Annotated in this window: 14 protein-coding genes; 13 read left to right on the top strand and 1 reads right to left on the bottom strand. The window is 38.9% G+C overall.

Features of this window, described 5'->3' with window-relative positions; genetic code table 11:
- The first annotated feature begins 28 nt into the window (after positions 1-28).
- The 8 genes from pcrA (at position 29) to MKY49_RS19715 (ending at position 10698) form a co-directional block, all read left to right on the top strand.
- Entirely contained in the window at positions 29-2284 is a 2256-nt protein-coding gene (gene pcrA / locus MKY49_RS19750) for a DNA helicase PcrA (RefSeq protein WP_274794584.1), read from the top strand.
- Between the two features lie 13 nt (positions 2285-2297).
- Positions 2298-4301, top strand: a complete 2004-nt coding sequence (gene ligA, locus MKY49_RS19745) for an NAD-dependent DNA ligase LigA (protein WP_341386902.1) — start codon at positions 2298-2300, stop codon at positions 4299-4301.
- 113 nt (positions 4302-4414) lie between these two features.
- A complete protein-coding gene (locus MKY49_RS19740; protein ID WP_274794582.1) occupies positions 4415-5554 on the top strand; it encodes a CamS family sex pheromone protein in 1140 nt (379 codons plus the stop codon).
- A 232-nt stretch (positions 5555-5786) separates the two neighbouring features.
- A complete protein-coding gene (gene gatC / locus MKY49_RS19735; RefSeq protein WP_274794581.1) occupies positions 5787-6074 on the top strand; it encodes an Asp-tRNA(Asn)/Glu-tRNA(Gln) amidotransferase subunit GatC in 288 nt (95 codons plus the stop codon).
- A gap of 24 nt (positions 6075-6098) precedes the next feature.
- Positions 6099-7562: an Asp-tRNA(Asn)/Glu-tRNA(Gln) amidotransferase subunit GatA gene (gatA, locus tag MKY49_RS19730; protein ID WP_274794580.1), complete on the top strand. Its 1464-nt coding sequence runs from the start codon at positions 6099-6101 to the stop codon at positions 7560-7562.
- 1 nt (position 7563) lies between these two features.
- A complete protein-coding gene (gene gatB / locus MKY49_RS19725) occupies positions 7564-8991 on the top strand; it encodes an Asp-tRNA(Asn)/Glu-tRNA(Gln) amidotransferase subunit GatB (RefSeq protein WP_274794579.1) in 1428 nt (475 codons plus the stop codon).
- A gap of 156 nt (positions 8992-9147) precedes the next feature.
- Positions 9148-9711 carry a thioredoxin family protein gene (locus tag MKY49_RS19720; RefSeq protein ID WP_274794578.1) on the top strand — a complete coding sequence of 188 codons (564 nt, stop codon included), beginning with the start codon at positions 9148-9150 and terminating at the stop codon, positions 9709-9711.
- 72 nt (positions 9712-9783) lie between these two features.
- Positions 9784-10698, top strand: a complete 915-nt coding sequence (locus MKY49_RS19715; protein WP_274794577.1) for a diacylglycerol kinase — start codon at positions 9784-9786, stop codon at positions 10696-10698.
- On the opposite strand, the gene MKY49_RS19710 is transcribed toward MKY49_RS19715, so the two are convergent.
- Positions 10622-11437 (bottom strand): hypothetical protein, encoded by an 816-nt coding sequence (locus tag MKY49_RS19710; RefSeq protein ID WP_341386900.1) that lies wholly within the window; start codon positions 11435-11437, stop codon positions 10622-10624. The two genes, MKY49_RS19715 and MKY49_RS19710, sit on opposite strands and share 77 nt — an antisense overlap.
- A gap of 410 nt (positions 11438-11847) precedes the next feature.
- Between MKY49_RS19710 and MKY49_RS19705 the strand changes: the two genes are divergently transcribed.
- The 5 genes from MKY49_RS19705 (at position 11848) to MKY49_RS19685 (ending at position 16434) form a co-directional block, all read left to right on the top strand.
- Positions 11848-13194, top strand: coding sequence for a cytochrome ubiquinol oxidase subunit I (locus tag MKY49_RS19705; RefSeq protein WP_274794576.1), 1347 nt, complete (start codon positions 11848-11850; stop codon positions 13192-13194).
- Positions 13191-14216 carry a cytochrome d ubiquinol oxidase subunit II gene (locus tag MKY49_RS19700; protein WP_341386899.1) on the top strand — a complete coding sequence of 342 codons (1026 nt, stop codon included), beginning with the start codon at positions 13191-13193 and terminating at the stop codon, positions 14214-14216. The genes MKY49_RS19705 and MKY49_RS19700 overlap by 4 nt, the downstream gene beginning before the upstream one ends.
- Before the next feature lie 13 nt (positions 14217-14229).
- Entirely contained in the window at positions 14230-14352 is a 123-nt protein-coding gene (cydS, locus tag MKY49_RS19695) for a cytochrome bd oxidase small subunit CydS (RefSeq protein ID WP_012292033.1), read from the top strand.
- A 109-nt stretch (positions 14353-14461) separates the two neighbouring features.
- Positions 14462-15829 (top strand): 23S rRNA (uracil(1939)-C(5))-methyltransferase RlmD, encoded by a 1368-nt coding sequence (gene rlmD / locus MKY49_RS19690; RefSeq protein ID WP_341386956.1) that lies wholly within the window; start codon positions 14462-14464, stop codon positions 15827-15829.
- 416 nt (positions 15830-16245) lie between these two features.
- Positions 16246-16434: a helix-turn-helix domain-containing protein gene (locus MKY49_RS19685; RefSeq protein ID WP_035198876.1), complete on the top strand. Its 189-nt coding sequence runs from the start codon at positions 16246-16248 to the stop codon at positions 16432-16434.
- Positions 16435-16440 lie beyond the last annotated feature (6 nt).

Raw genomic sequence — 16440 nt, 5'->3', positions numbered from 1 at the left:
AGAACAAATGTTTGTAAGGCGGTGCGAAATGGAACAGTTAACAAAAAATTTACTAGCAGGCATGAATCCTGAACAGGAAAGAGCGGTCAAAACAACTGAGGGACCATTGCTGATTATGGCGGGTGCTGGGTCAGGAAAAACACGAGTTTTAACACATCGTATTGCTTACTTAGTCATCGAAAAGGAAGTATATCCTTCAAAAATATTAGCCATTACGTTTACGAATAAAGCGGCACGTGAAATGCGCGAGCGTATAGATAACATTCTTGGTAATGGCACAGGCGATAGTATGTGGGTCTCTACGTTCCACTCAATGTGTGTAAGAATTTTACGTCGTAATATCGATCAGCTAGGTATATCTCGTAATTTCTCCATTTTAGATTCTACCGATCAATTATCAGTGATTAAAAATGTGATGAAGGATGAGAATATTGATCCTAAGCGCTATGAGCCACGTGCCATTTTAAATGCCATTAGTGCAGCGAAGAACGAGTGTATAACAGCAGAGGATTATGCTGGTCAAATGAACGAAAAAAATCCATATGAACAAACTGTTGCACGTGTTTATAAAGGCTATGAAAAAAGATTACGACGCAATCAATCTCTTGATTTTGATGATTTAATTATGACGACAATTACGTTGTTTAATCGTGTACCTGAAGTACTTGAATACTATCAAAATAAATTCCAATACATTCATGTTGATGAATATCAAGATACGAATAAATCACAATATTTACTTGTTCAATTACTTGCTAAAAAGTTTAAAAATATTTGTGTTGTAGGGGATTCTGATCAGTCTATTTATCGTTGGCGTGGTGCAGATATTGGCAATATTCTTTCTTTTGAAAAGGATTATCCTGATGCCAAAGTGATTATGCTTGAGCAAAATTATCGTTCAACTAAACGCATCCTACAGGCAGCGAATGACGTCATTCAAAATAATACAACACGTTACCCAAAAGAACTGCGCACTGAAAACGCAGAAGGTGAAAAAATTGCCTTATATAAAGCTTATAACGAGCAGGAAGAAGCGCAATTTGTTGTACAAACCATTCAACAGTTAATTGAAAAAGAAAATCGTTCATTTGATGATTTTGCTATTCTTTATCGTACAAATGCTCAATCCCGTGTAATGGAGGAAGTACTTGTTAAGTCTAATATGGCCTATCAAATTGTTGGCGGGACAAAGTTCTATGATCGAAAAGAAATTAAAGATTTACTAGCTTATTTGCGTCTTATTGCCAATAATGACGATGATTTATCGTTAGCTCGTATTATTAATGAACCAAAGCGTAGTATTGGCGCTACATCATTTGAGAAGATGGCACGCTATGCGATTGACCAGGATCGTTCGATTTTTGATGCAATGAATGATCTTGTATTTATGGGTCTATCAGGGAAGGCAGCAAACTCAGCAGAGCAATTTTATGCAATGATTAAAGGCTTTACAGACATGCAGGAATATTTGTCTGTCACGGAAATTGTAGAGCAAGTCATTGATAAATCTGGCTATCGTGCAATGCTACAAAATGAAAAAACGATTGAAGCAGAAAGCCGTTTAGAAAATATTGAAGAGTTCTTATCTGTTACGAAGGCTTTTGAAGAGCGTAGTGATGATAAAAGCTTAGTAGCATTTTTAACGGACTTAGCCCTAATTGCTGATATTGATGCGCTCGATAAAGAGGATGCCTCTAAGGGCAATATTATTTTAATGACTATGCACGCTGCTAAAGGTTTAGAGTTCCCGATTGTCTTTATCATTGGCATGGAGGAAAACATCTTCCCTCATTCCCGCTCTCTAGATGATCAGGATGAAATGGAGGAAGAGCGTCGACTTATGTATGTTGGGGTGACACGTGCAGAGGAGCGCCTTTATTTAACATGTGCTCAGAGCCGAACAATTTTTGGCCGTTCAAGCTTTAATAATGCCTCAAGATTTTTAGGCGAAATTTCAGAAGACATTACTGAATCTATTTCGAAGGCAGGTACTAAATCAACTATGCCGTTTGCTACTGGCAATCGTACGACAGGTGGCTATCATCAAAAACGTACACTAGGAGCAATTCAGCAAACGCAGCCTGCTACCGCACGTTTACAAGCAACTGGCGGAGATCAATTTGGCTGGAAGGCTGGAGATAAGGCTATTCATAAAAAATGGGGAACGGGTATGGTTGTTAGTGTAAAAGGTGAAGGTGATAGTACAGAACTTGATATCGCTTTTCCACAACCAATTGGTATTAAGCGATTACTGGCGCAATTTGCCCCAATTGAAAAAGCATAGCGGAGGAACGTAAATGAACGAAATCGAACAGCGAATTGCAGAGTTAAATAAATTATTGCACGAATATGGTCATGCCTATTATGTGTTAGATAAACCTGTCGTAGCTGATAGTGTCTACGATCAATTATTACATGAGCTGATTGCATTAGAAGAAGCAAATCCGTCACTTATTTACCCAGATTCTCCTACGCAGCGTGTTGGTGGAGCGGTGGTAGAGGGCTTTAAAAAAGTAACACATGATTATCCAATGCTTAGTCTTTCCAATGCTTTTAACGAAGCAGATTTACGAGAATTCGATCGTAAAGTTCGTCAGGCGATTGGGGACCATTTTTCTTATGTATGTGAGTTGAAAATAGATGGTCTAGCTATTTCACTTAAGTACGAAAATGGTGTGTTTATACAAGGTGCTACACGAGGAGATGGTGTAGTTGGGGAAGATATTACAGCCAATTTAAAGACAATCCGTGCGATTCCCCTTCGTTTAAAGGAACCAGTTACGATTGAAGTTCGTGGTGAAGCATATATGCCTAAAAAGTCTTTTGAAAAATTAAATGCCCAACGTGCTGACAATGGTGAGGAATTGTTTGCCAATCCTCGTAATGCTGCAGCTGGCTCATTACGCCAGTTAGACCCTAAAATTGCGGCAAGTCGCCAACTATCAACTTTTATCTATGCCATTGGCGGAGACGGAGAAGTATATGGTATCGATGGTCATGCGGAGATGCTTGATTATTTGGAAGGCTTGGGCTTCCCTTCAAATAAAGAGCGCCAACGATGCTCTACTATTGAAGAAGTAATGTCCTTTATAGAACATTGGACAGAAAACCGTCCAAAATTAGCTTACGAGATTGACGGCATTGTTATTAAAGTGGACCGTTATGCTCAGCAAGATGAGCTAGGTTATACAGCAAAGAGTCCACGTTGGGCGATTGCATACAAATTTCCCGCAGAAGAAGTTGTTACAACATTGCTTGATATTGACTTAACAGTGGGACGTACAGGTGTAGTTACGCCAACGGCTATTTTAACACCAGTACAAGTAGCAGGGACAACGGTGCAACGTGCTTCCCTACACAATGAAGATTTAATTAGAGATAAAGATATTCGTTTAGGGGATACAGTCATCATTCGAAAAGCAGGTGATATTATCCCACAGGTGGTAGGGGTGCTAATCGAACAACGACCAGAGGACTCCGTTCCATTTATGATGCCAAAAAATTGCCCTGTTTGTGATAGTGAATTGATTCGTATTGAAGGTGAAGTAGCATTACGCTGTGTAAATCCTGCTTGCTTTGCTCAAATTGCGGAAAGCATAAAATATTTTGTTTCTCGAAATGCCATGAACATTGATGGCCTTGGAGATAAAGTAGTTGAGCAATTATTACGTGCAGATTTAATCCATGATGTTTCTGATTTATATCATCTAACAGTTGAGCAACTTGTTGAATTAGAACGCATGGGTGAAAAATCGGCAACTAATTTAGTGAATGCCATCCAAGCTTCGAAGGAGAATTCTATGGAGCGTTTATTAATCGGTCTTGGAATTCGACATGTTGGTGAAAAAGCAGCAAAAATTGTATCAGAGGAATTTGGTTCAATGGAAGCGGTAATGGCAGCAACAGAGGATCAGCTAGTGGCAATTTATGAGATTGGTGATAAAATGGCGTCTTCGTTAGTGGAATATTTCTCAAATGAAGACGCACGCGCGGTTATTGGACGTCTTGCAGAGGCAGGCGTAAATATGACCTATAAAGGTAAAAAAGTAGAAGTGGCTATTGGGGAAAGTCCTTTTGCAGGGAAAACAATTGTTTTAACTGGTAAACTTGAGCAATTGACACGTAACGAAGCAAAGGCGAAAATAGAAGAGTTAGGTGGTACTGTCACAGGCAGTGTCAGCAAAAAAACAGACCTTGTTATCGCGGGTGCGGACGCAGGCTCTAAGCTGGCAAAGGCTGAGCAATTAGGTATTGAAGTTTGGAATGAAGAAAACTTAATTGAACAACTTGACCTCATCTAATAAAAAACACTGACGACATATCCTCATGAAAGGCATGTGGAATGCTAGATTACATCATGGCGTCCAGTGATTTCGTCGGACAAAATTGATTATTAGTAAAGGAGCACTAAATAATGAAGTCTTTTCGACTCATTCCAGCAATCGTAGCTGCTGCAATGCTAGTCGGCTGTGTGCCTTCTAACAAGGAGGAGACAGAGCTTACACAGGAAACGCAACAGAAAGAAAAAGCTGAAACAACAATTATCCCAAGCATACAAATTGATGAATCCTATTATAAGACACTTATTCCTTATAAAGAGAGTGCAAGTAGAGGTCTAGTTGTATCTAATATTTATACGAAATATGATATGAAGGAAGTTGAAACAGGTTTAATGCGTCTATCTCAAAATGAGTTTGACACTGAAAACTATTACTTCCAAGAAGGTCAATATTTAGCTGAAAGTACAGTGAGCTCTTGGCTTGCTCGAAGTTCGCAAACAGAAGATGGATTAAATCCACCGACAACAGACACAATGACACCTGAAGAGCGAGCACTAAAGGCTCCTGTTTATTTATCCCATATTGTCGAGCAAAATTACTTAACGAAGACAAAGGATAATAAAGTTAAATTAGGTGGAATATCAATCGGTCTTGCGTTAAATTCTATTTATTATTATCAAAAGGAACAATATGGTGAATACTACGAGAAACCAATTTCTGAGTCTACTCTTGTTGAGCAAGGCAAAAAAATGGCCGCGGAAATTGTTTCGCGTTTGCGAACACGTGATGAGTTAAAGGATATTCCGATTGTTGTTGGCTTGTTTAAACAGCAAGCTCGCAATCAGATTATTCCAGGAACCTATTTTAGCTATGGTGTAGCAAAAGCTGGACAGAATAACATTGCTGATTGGGAAGGAATAGATGAAAATTACGTCCTGTTCCCAACAGATGATTCACAGGATGTATACCGTGATATCAACAATAATTTCAAGAATTTTAAACAAGATGTTGATAAATATTTCTCTAACTATACAAGTGTGATCGGGACTGGCTTCTATCGTAATAAGCAAATACAAAATCTTTCGATTGAAATTCCAATCCAATTTTTCGGCAAAGCTGAAATAATAGGCTTTACGCAATATTTGACAGGTATTTTAATCAATCAATTTGATAATATTCATGTTGAAGTGAGCGTTACTTCAGTAAATGGTCCAGAGGCATTGATCATAAAAAAAGCCAATGACAAGGATCCTTTCGTTCATGTTTATGATTAATATAGTCAGCCTCTGTGCTGGCTATATTTTTATGTAGACGGATAAAATGCAGGAGAGGGAACTGGTATATCGTGACAACACTTTGCTATAGTAGTGAAAGTTTCTATATTTTTGGTGAAAGTTGTGATTTTTAATATGAAAAATGTTATGATTATTGGCATGGTTAACTTTATTCAACCCTATTGTTATCAATAAAAACAATGAATTGAACAAGTATTCGGAGGTGTGAAATATGGCTAAATTAACAAAAGAAGAAGTAAAGCACGTGGCAAATTTAGCACGTCTTGCAATAACAGAAGAAGAAGCAGAGAAATTTGCTGAGCAACTTGGAAAAATTACTGAATTTGCGGAGCAGTTAAATGAGCTAGATACAACAAATGTTGAACCAACTACTCACGTTTTACCACTAGTGAATGTAATGCGTGAAGATGTAGCAGTAAAAGGTTTAGACCGCGAAGTAATGATGTTAAACGTAAAAGAACAAGAAGATGGTCAAGTAAAAGTACCAGCTATCATGTAATACTAAAACATAGGAGGATTCCTCATGACGTTATTTGAACGTTCAGCAAAGGAGTTACAAGCTGAAATAAAAGCAGGTAACTTATCAATCGCTGACTTAACGAAAGAAGCATACGAACGTATTGCAAAGCTTGATGGCGATGTACAAGCATTCCTTGCTTCAAACGAAGAAAAAGCAACTGCACAAGCTGCTGAAATGGATAAAGTACCATTTGAAAAGCGTGGACCTTTATTTGGTCTTCCAATCGGTGTGAAAGACAACATTGTAACAGAAGGATTAGAAACAACTTGTGCCTCTAAAATTCTAGAAGGCTTTATGCCAATTTACGATGCAACTGTTGTAAATAAGCTACGCGAAGCTGGAATGATTACAATCGGTAAATTAAACATGGACGAGTTTGCTATGGGTTCTTCTAACGAAAACTCATACTATAAAACAACAAAAAATCCATGGAACTTAAACCACGTACCAGGGGGATCTTCAGGTGCATCTGCAGCAGCAGTAGCAGCAGGGGAAGTTCCATTCTCTCTTGGTTCTGATACAGGTGGTTCAATCCGTCAACCTGCAGCTTACTGTGGTGTTGTAGGAATGAAACCTACATATGGTCGTGTATCTCGTTTTGGTCTAGTAGCATTTGCATCATCTCTAGATCAAATTGGACCAATTACACGCAATGTTGAAGATAATGCGCTATTACTTGAAGCGATTGCAGGTTTAGATCCAAATGATTCTACTTCTGCAAACGTAGAGGTGCCAAATTATGCAGCAGCTCTTACTGGTGATGTAAAAGGTTTACGTATCGCTGTACCAAAAGAATTCCTTGGTGAGGGTGTTGGCGAAGCAGCACGTCAATCAGTGCTTGCTGCATTAGAAGTATTAAAAGGCTTAGGTGCTACAGTAGAAGAAGTATCTCTTCCTCATTCGAAATATGCACTTGCAGCGTACTATATCCTTTCTTCATCTGAAGCGTCTTCTAACTTATCCCGTTTCGATGGTATCCGTTATGGTTTCCGTGCAGAAAACGTTACTAATTTAATGGATCTTTATAAAGAAACACGTGCACAAGGATTTGGTGATGAAGTAAAACGTCGTATTATGCTAGGAACTTACTCATTAAGTGCTGGTACGTATGACGCCTATTATAAAAAAGCACAACAAGCACGTACACTGATCAAAGCAGACTACGACAAAGTATTTGAAGACTTTGACGTAATCATTGGACCAACATCTCCAACACCAGCTTTCAAAATTGGTGAAAACGTTGATGATCCTATGACAATGTATGCCAACGATATTTTAACAATCCCGATGAACTTAGCAGGCGTACCAGCCATTTCTATTCCATGTGGCTTTGAAAATGGCTTACCACTAGGTTTACAAATTATCGGTAAATACTTCGATGAAGCAACTATTTACCGTGTAGCTCATGCTTTTGAACAAGCAACGGAGTTCCATAAAGAAGTTCCACAAATGTGGGAGGGAAAATAACATGAACTTTGAAACAGTCATTGGTTTAGAAGTACACGTTGAGTTGAAAACTAACTCAAAAATCTTCTCACCAGCACCTGCTCACTTCGGTGCTGAACCAAATACAAATACAACAGTAATCGACTTAGGCTATCCTGGTGTCCTACCAGTACTTAATAAAAATGTGGTAGATTTCGCAATGCGTGCAGCTCTTGCACTAAACATGGAAATCGAGCAAGAAACAAAGTTTGACCGTAAAAACTACTTCTATCCAGATAATCCGAAAGCTTATCAAATCTCACAATTTGATAAACCAATCGGTAAAAATGGCTGGATTGATATTGAAGTAGACGGCTATACAAAACGTATTGGTATTACACGTCTTCATATGGAAGAAGATGCTGGTAAACTTTCACATGCTGGTGATCATTCATTAGTTGACTTTAACCGTCAAGGAACACCACTAGTAGAAATCGTTTCAGAGCCAGACATTCGTACACCAAACGAAGCGTATGCTTACCTTGAAAAATTAAAATCAATTATCCAATATACAGAAGTATCTGACTGTAAGATGGAAGAAGGATCACTTCGTTGTGATGCCAACATTTCTATTCGTCCTTATGGTCAAGAAGAGTTTGGAACAAAAACAGAGCTTAAAAACCTCAACTCCTTCAACTATGTTCGTCGTGGTTTAGAGCATGAAGAATTACGCCAAGCAGATGTATTATTATCAGGTGGCGTGATTGAGCAAGAAACACGTCGTTTTGATGAAAAAACAGGTAAAACAATTTTAATGCGTGTTAAAGAGGGAACAGATGATTACCGCTACTTCCCAGAGCCAGACTTAGTTCGTCTTTCTATTGATGACGAATGGTTAGAGCGTGTAAAATCTGAAATTCCTGAGCTTCCAGATGCACGTAAAAAACGTTACGTTGAGGAATTAGGCTTAACACCATATGATGCAGGTGTGCTTGTTATTTCTAAAGAAATCTCAGACTTCTTCGAGGCAATGGTAGCAAATGGTGCAGATGCAAAACTATCTGCCAACTGGCTAATGGGTGATGTTTCTGCTTACTTAAATGCAGAATTAAAAGACTTAAAAGATACTGCATTAACACCAGAAAACCTTGCTGAGATGGTGAAATTAATTTCTGATGGTACAATTTCTTCTAAGATCGGTAAAAAGGTATTTGCTGAATTAGTTGAAAAAGGTGGTTCTGCACAGGAAATTGTAAAAGCTAAAGGGTTAGTTCAAATTTCCGATGAGGGTGCATTACTAGCTATCGTAACAGAGGTTTTAGATAACAATGCTCAATCTATCGAAGACTTCAAAAATGGTAAGGATCGTGCTATTGGCTTCTTAGTTGGTCAAATTATGAAAGCAACAAAAGGCCAAGCCAATCCACCAATGGTTAATAAATTATTACAACAAGAAATTGCCAAACGATAATACTCGTTGTAACATAATAGCCGAGAGAGCTTCTTGCTCCCTCGGCTATTAATTTTAATAAATGTAACAAATTTGAAATTCACGATACTTAATAGTTGTTTAAAAAGAGTATTCATAGCAAAATATAGAATAGATAATAATAAGGGGGACGAGCCAATGAAAACAGAACAACAATATTTCAATGAAGCTATTTCAATACAACAATATATGGACAATATGTCTACACTGAAGGAAGAGAGCTTTCGTATTTATGATGGCTTTGAAGTGCCAACAAATGATGGTTTTATCGAATTGTTAAAGAACAAACAACCAAAAATTTTAACAATCACAGAAGACTGGTGCGGAGATGCAATGTTAAACAATCCAATTATTCGTCGTGTTGCTGAAGCAGCAGGATTAGAGATGCGTACTGTTTTCCGTGATGCAGATACAGAACTTATTGACCGTTATCTAACAAATGGTGGTCGTGCGATCCCAATTTACTTGCTATTAGATGATGCAGGTGAGGTTATTGGTAAATGGGGACCACGTGCACCTGAATTACAAGAACTAGTAGTAACAAAACGTGCGAGCTTACCTGATAAGGAAGATCCAGCATTTGAAGAAGCTCAAAAAGCCTTATATGCAGAAATTCGAGAGGAAAACATTTCGAATCAAACATACTGGACGTATGTCTATGAGGATTTTAAAAAGCAGGTAACAAACGCTTTACAAAAATAACAAAAGCATGGCAACATTTCGACGTATAATTCGTTGAATGAAATAGAATCTTATGAAGCAGGAAGGTATGTTATGAAACGAGCAAGAATCATTTATAATCCTACATCTGGACGCGAAGTGTTTAAGAAACATCTACCAGAGGTGTTGGAAAAACTAGAGGTAGCAGGCTATGAAACATCCTGTCACGCAACAACATGTGAGGGTGATGCAACGCTTGCAGCAAAAAATGCGGTAGAACGCGGTTTTGATATCATCATCGCAGTTGGTGGAGATGGCACATTAAATGAAGTTGTTTCAGGTGTAAGTCCATTTGAAAACCGTCCGAAAGTTGGTCTAATTCCGATGGGCACTACAAATGATTTTGCCCGTGCCGTGCATATTCCTCGAAATATTGATGAGGCAGTAGACATTATTATTCAAGGCGACACATTACCTGTTGATGTGGGTCTATTAAATGGTGAACGCTATTTTATCAATATTGCTGCTGGAGGACGCATTACGGAGCTAACATATGAAGTACCAAGTAAAATGAAAACGATGCTTGGTCAGTTAGCTTATTATTTAAAGGCAGTAGAAATGATCCCTTCAATTAAGGCCTCGCACATGCGCATCGAATATGATGGCGAAGTGTTTGACGGTGATGCCATGATGTTCCTATGTGGATTAACGAATTCAGTTGGAGGCTTTGAAAAACTAGCACCTGATGCAAGCATTAATGATGGATACTTTACATTGCTAGTACTAAAAAAAGTAAGCCTCCCAGAGTTTATTCAACTAGCTGCGATGGCCTTAAGAGGCGAGCACCTGAATGATGATCGCGTCATTTACAAAAAAGCTAGTGTCGTCAAAGTGACAACTGAAAATGAGGTACATCTCAACCTAGATGGCGAATATGGCGGTGACGCACCTGCTACATTTGAAAACCTGAAGCGTCATATTGAAATCTTTGTTCCTCTTGCTGATATTCGAGAAGAAGACCGAATTTAAATATTATAAAGCTCATCCAGTATAGTGTGGATGAGCTTTTTTCATAATGTGTGGCCACCCGCTCAAAAGGAAGCCGGAAGCGCTCATAAAAGTGTGGCACCCGCTCGAACGGAAGCCGGAAGCGCTCAAAAAGGTGTGGCACCCGCTCGAAAGGAAGGCAAAAGCGCTCATAAAAGTGTAGGACCCGCTCGAACTGGAGCTGGAAGCGCTCATAAAAGTGTAGGACCCGCTCAAAAGTAAGTCGGAAGCGCTCATAAAAGTGTGGCACCCGCTCAAAAGGAAGCCGGAAGCGCTCAAAAAGGTGTGGCACCCGCTCGAACGGAAGCCAGAAGCGCTCATAAAAGTGTGGCACCCGCTCGAAAGGAAGGCGGAAGCGCTCATAAAAGTGTGGCACCCGCTCAAAAGGAAGCCGGAAGCGCTCATAAAAGTGCGGCACCCGCTCATAAGGGAGTCGAAAGTGCTCCAAAGTGAAGAGAAGCCGCTCAAAAGGAAGGCAAAAGCGCTCATAAAAGTATAGGACCCGCTCGAACGGAAGCCGGAAGCGCTCATAAAAGTGTAGGACCCGCTCAAAAGTAAGTCGGAAGCGCTCAAAAAGGTGTGGCACCCGCTCGAACGGAAGCCAGAAGCGCTCATAAAAGTGTGGCACCCGCTCAAAAGTAAGTCGAAAGTGCTCCAAAGTGAAGAGAAGCCGATCAAAAGGAAACCAAAAGCGCTCATAAAAGTATAGGACCCGCTCCAAAAGAAAGCTCACCCCAATTAACTTCAATATACAATCAAAAGAAACTTACGAAGCAAGAAAATTCCTGAAAATCAATTCTATCCATTTTCCCTGACTAGAATAAAATCCAATGAAATCCCGGTTTTATCATTTAGAACTGGAATTGTGAATGAATTTAGAAAAATGTTTGGCGAATGTGCGTATATTACTTGAACAAAATTTGAAACCTTAATAATAGGCTGAAATTTCAGGCCGTTATTAAGGTTTTTTTCGTTGTAATAGTGGAAAATGGGGGTATGGATAAGGGAAAGGAAGTGTTGCCTTTGTATAAGTCACAAGAAAAGAAGCTTATATGGCTAAGCTTTGGTGTTGCAATTATTATGCTACTTTCCATTCTTGGAAGAATATTTGGAAGTTAGGGGGGCAATGAGATGATTAATGAATCAGCAGTCTTTTGGAGTCGAGCCTTAACGGAGTTAACATTATCGTTCCATATTATTTATGCAACGATTGGTGTGGGTGTCCCGTTAATGATTATGATTGCACAATGGACTGGGTATAAAAAGAATGATGAGCATTATATCTTAATGGCAAGACGTTGGGCGCGTGGTTTTGTTATTACTGTGGCAGTTGGTGTGGTAACGGGGACTGCCATTGGCTTACAACTTTCTTTATTGTGGCCTAACTTTATGCAGTTAGCTGGTCAAACCATTGCATTACCACTATTTATGGAAACGTTTGCATTTTTCTTTGAGGCAATCTTCTTGGGCATATATTTATATACATGGGACCGCTTTGATAGTCAGAAAAAGCATATGCTGTTGTTAATCCCTGTTGCAGTGGGAGCATCGATGTCAGCTGTATTCATTACAATCGTTAATGCTTTTATGAATGCGCCGAGAGGATTCGATATTGTAGACGGTGAGCTTGTTAATATTCAACCTTTTCTTGCAATGTTTAACCCGGCCATGCCGACAAAGGTGGCACATGTGCTTGTCACAGCGTATATGACATCGGCATTTGTGCTAGCAGCTATTGCAGGATTTAGAATGCTAAAAGGTTCTAAGCATATATACCATAAAAAATCATTACTTTTATTAATGAAAATTGGCTTGATCTTCTCTATAGCAGCAGCTGTCATTGGAGATTTTTCAGGAAAATACTTAGCCGAATATCAACCGGAAAAACTAGCCGCAGCAGAATGGCATTTTGAAACAGAAGGGAAAGCTTCTCTTGTACTATTTGGTGTATTAGAGGGAGAAGAAGTAAAATATGCAATCAAAATTCCGTATGCTTTAAGCATTCTTGCACATTTTAATCCTAATGCAGAGGTAATCGGCTTAGATCAATTTGCGGAAGAGGATCTACCACCACTCTATATTCATTATCTCTTCGATATCATGGTTTCCATCGGTATGTTTATGGTGCTAGTTTCATTACTTTATGTTGTAGGGAAGGCACGGGGATGGCAGTTTATTCATTCACGATGGTATAGATGGATTATTGTAGCGGGAGGACCACTGTCCATCATCGCCATTGAAGCGGGATGGTGGCTTGCAGAAGTGGGACGACAACCATGGATACTTTATGGTTTGATGCGTACACCAGAAGGAGCTACTACGAGTGATCATGTGGATTTAATGATGCTATTATTTGCAGGTGTTTATGCTGTATTAGCTGTAGGAAGTATTGTTGTATTGGTACGAATGTTTAAAAAGAATCCAATCGAACGTGAGATTGAAGATCGTCACTCTGAAAAAGGCGGTGACATTCTATGACGTTAGAGATATTAGGTATTTCAGTATTATGGATTTTTCTATTTGGCTATGTGATTGTCGCATCAATTGATTTTGGTGCTGGCTTCTTTAACGCCTATAGTCTCCTTATTGGTAAAAATCACATTTTAACAGATATTATTAAACGTTATTTATCGCCAGTCTGGGAAGTAACTAATGTCTTTTTAGTATTCTTCTTTGTAGGAATCGTAGGATTTTTCCCGCAAACTGCTTTTTATTACGGAACGATTTTACTTGTACCAGTCAGTATTTCACTTGTGTTATTGGCAATTCGAGGCTCCTACTATGCCTTTGAATCCTATGGAACACGAGGACATATAGGATATACACTGACATATGGTGTGGCAGGTTTATTAATTCCCGCTTCCTTGTCTGTGGTCTTTGCCATTGCGGGTGGAGGCTATGTTGATCTAGTCGAAGGGCAACCTGTGCTAAACTATTGGACTTTATATACAAGTCCATTTGCATGGAGTATCGTAGTGCTAAGTATCGCTGCTGTATTGTATATATCGGCTGTATTTTTAACTTGGTATGCCCATAAAGCAAATGACAAAGAAGCAACGAAACTGATGAGAAAATATGCACTTGTGTGGGCAGCACCGCTTATGATTAGTGCACTTGGCATTATGTATGAAATGAAATCCATCAATCCAGAAAGTTTTAGCCACATGGTTAATTTATGGTGGATGTTTGCGATTTCAGCTGTTTTATTTATCATCACAGTCATACTCATTGCGATGCGTAAAAAATACGGTCTCGCAGTTGGTCTTCTTATTGCTCAATTTGCAGTAGCTTTCTTTGCATATGGTATTGCGCAATATCCATATTTACTGTATCCGTATTTAACAATTTACGATAGCTTCACAAGCACACAAATGGCGATTGCTTTAGTCATCGCATTTATTTTAGGGCTGTGTCTTCTTCTCCCTTCACTTTATTTATTGATGAAATTATTCTTATTCAATAAAAATTATGTGACAGGAAAAGAAGACAATCACGCATAGGAGGAAATCAATTATGCAAAGTTTTTTAATTTTTTATGCGCCTTTTATTGTCGTCATTCTTGGTATCTTGTGTGCTTTTTGGTGGGCACCAAGGGATTATCATATTACTAAAGAGCAAGGAAAGAGTCGCGAGTAGCGGCTCTTTTTTTAAGTGAGCTACAAGAGAAATGATGACGGCAAGTCTTGTTCTTTTTTCATTCGCCAACACATGCTACAATAAGGAGATTGAAATGGAGGATGTACGAATGTCAGCACCCGTGAAAAAAAATGAACGACTTACTGTTTATATAGAAGATTTAACGCATGATGGTAATGGTGTCGCTAAGGTTGAGGGATATCCATTATTTATACAAGGCGCTCTACCAAACGAAACAGCCGAAATCCATGTGATGAAAACCTTAAAAAATTATGGCTTTGCAAAAGTGGTAGAAATTATCGAGCCATCACCAGACCGAGTGGAAGCACCTTGTGCCTATTTCAAACAATGTGGCGGTTGTCAATTACAGCATTTATCCTATGAAGGACAGCTAAAATGGAAAGAAAATATGGTGCGTAATGTGATGCAGCGCATTGGTAAAATTGATGCACCAGTTCTTCCTGTAAAAGGAATGAAAGAGCCTTGGCATTATCGTAATAAAGCGCAAATTCCTTTCTCTGAAAATGAGTCAGGTCAAGCGATTGCAGGATTTTATAAAACAAAAACACATAGCATTGTCGATATGGAACGTTGCTTAATTCAAACAGGAGAAGCAGATGCAATTCTAGCTAGCTTGAAAAAAGAATTAAACGCGATAGGGATTCGTCCTTACAACGAACATACACATGAAGGAATGCTACGTCATGTTGTCATTCGAAAGGCACGAGCAACAGGAGAAGTCATGGTTGTCCTCGTGACCAAAAAGAAAAAGTTTCAAAAAGAGGCAGCCATTACAGTGATTCAAAAGCTTGTTCCGAATGTCACATCAATTATGCAAAATGTAAATAGTGAGAAAACCAATGTGATTTTTGGTGATGACACGATCAACCTTTGGGGCAAGGATGTCATTATAGATACAATTGGCGACGTACGCTTTGAAATTTCAGCTCGCTCCTTCTATCAAGTCAACCCAGAGCAAACAGAGGTCCTCTACAAACAAGCACTGGATTATGCTGACTTGCAGGGTGATGAACGCGTCATTGATGCGTATTGTGGAATTGGTACGATTTCTTTATTCCTTGCACAAAAAGCAAAGGCAGTCATGGGAGTTGAAATTGTCCCACAAGCAATTGAAGATGCCAAACGCAACGCAGTACTCAATGGTTTTACAAATACTTATTTTGAGGCAGGCCCTGCAGAGGAAGTTATTCCGAGATGGTATAAAGAAGGCAAAGAAGCGGATGTGCTTGTTGTGGATCCACCACGCAAAGGCTGCGATGAAGCACTTCTAAAAACAATTTTAGAACAGCGTCCAAAACGGGTAGTTTATGTATCCTGTAACCCAGCCACATTAGCACGCGACCTTCGTATTTTGGAGGATGGTGGCTATCAAACACAGGAAATTCAGCCAGTAGATATGTTCCCGCATTCGACGCACGTTGAGTGTGTTGTCTTGATGTCACGGGTGGAGAAATAGGGTCTATTCAAAGCATTGATAAATAAAGGGTTTTCGAGATTGGGAAACATTCTGCCGGTTGTGCGGAGGATATTCTGAGTCTCGAAAACCCTTGTTTTTATTTATTAAGTAAACATATCGACTGTGGAAATCGGTAGAGGGTTGAGGAGATAGGATGGATAATTTTGTAGGGTGTGGAGATAGGATAGATGTAATAAATAACAAATGTCCTAACTATATGTGTTTGATTTGATAGATGGCATTGAAACAATAATTATTTAATATAAACAGTATGTATCAACGCTAATTCATATCTATTACCATTAAACCATATTTAATATTGCGATTTTATATTAAAAAATTTATATTCATAGGTTTTTATGTTATAATAGATTACTATAATTATTATCACCAGTTTGATATCCGAGGTGAAAGAAATGAATGAGATGAATGAAAAATGGTCAAACCTTGAGGAAATTTCAGAGTATTTAGGTGTTACAAAAGATACAATTCGAAATTGGATAAAAAAAACCGATATCCCTGCTCATAAAATTGGTCGGCAGTGGAAGTTTAAACTTTCAGAAGTTGATGAATGGGTCAAGAGTGGAAAAAGTGCGATAGAATAAGTTTTG

It is taken from the genome of Lysinibacillus sp. FSL M8-0134 (genome assembly GCF_038069745.1).
Lineage (GTDB): Bacteria > Bacillota > Bacilli > Bacillales_A > Planococcaceae > Lysinibacillus > Lysinibacillus irui.
The sequence above is the reverse complement of the archived record's forward strand: the minus strand, read 5'-3'. Positions and strand labels throughout refer to the sequence as shown.